At 50.5% G+C, this 1,052-nt stretch carries 1 protein-coding gene; it reads right to left on the bottom strand.

Annotation, left to right across the window (positions count from 1 at the left end; all coding sequences use genetic code 11):
- Positions 1-924, bottom strand: a 924-nt coding sequence (locus BLP80_RS14995) for an IS110 family RNA-guided transposase (RefSeq protein WP_090544535.1), incomplete at its 3' end; no start/stop codon positions are given.
- Between the last annotated feature and the right edge of the window lie 128 nt (positions 925-1,052).

Below are 1,052 nucleotides of genomic sequence, written 5' to 3'. Positions count from 1 at the left end.
ACCGTTGCGTTTGGCTTTCTTCTTCTGATAAAACCTCTTCGCCGGTTCGCAATAACGCACGGCAAAGTTGGCCGCCTCGACATAGGCCCATGCCAAATAGCGGTTGCCGTTCTTGGTGTTGCCAACACCTTTCTTCTTGCCGTTGGATAAATGTGCGCTGCCCACGCAGCGGCAATATAAGACGTAATTACCCACACCAGCAAAACGATCGACATCACCCGTTTCAAGTAAAATCACGGTCGCCAGCACATCGCCGATACCTGCTGTGCTTTTTAGCAGACGGTAACCTGGCTCATTGCGACAGTAGCACGCCAATTCCTGTTCGATGCAGTCAATCTGGCTTTGCAAAGCCTGCATGATGACCAGATTGGATTGCAGGCCCAGTATCTCGGATGCGTGTAACGGCATTTGGGCGAGGTCATCCTGTGTGAGCCGTTTGATCGTATTGCTGCTTGCGCGGCTGCCCGTATAGCGCTGCATGGCCGATTCGATCGATAGGATTTGCATGCTGCGTTGCTGCACCAGTTGCATGCGTTTGCGCGCCGGGTCACGTACTGCCCGCCTGTTCTTGGGCATGATGTGCCCTTCTGGTAGCAAACCCAATCGTAGCAAGTGCGCCAGATGCTTCGCATCCGATTCGTCACCGCGATGTTTCAACCCTTCATATTGCTTGACCGCTGTGGTATTAACTAAATGTACGCGATAACCCCGTTCTTGCAATCCATCCACCAGCCAATACCAATTGAAGGTGGATTCAATGGCGATGCCGGATAATTCATCCTGATAAGCTGAGAGTGCTTCAAGTATCTCAGGCAAACTGTTGGCATGCCGCTGGCTATACACAACTCGGTCTTGTTCGTCGATAATCACGATAAAACTGTTGTTTGAATGCAGATCTATACCGCAAAATCTCTCAAGAAACACAATATATCCCCATGATTAGTTGAATGATTTTTTAAGTTGATTGAGGAGCGGGAACGAGTTGCATGCCAAGTTTTTCAGCGCGCCTGGCGAGGTGATGCATAACACGCTGGCGATAGCGCTCCTCGTAG

This window comes from Nitrosomonas sp. Nm132 (assembly GCF_900100485.1).
Taxonomy (GTDB): domain Bacteria; phylum Pseudomonadota; class Gammaproteobacteria; order Burkholderiales; family Nitrosomonadaceae; genus Nitrosomonas.
Note: the sequence above shows the minus strand (reverse complement) of the source record. Positions and strands in the feature narration are given on the sequence as shown.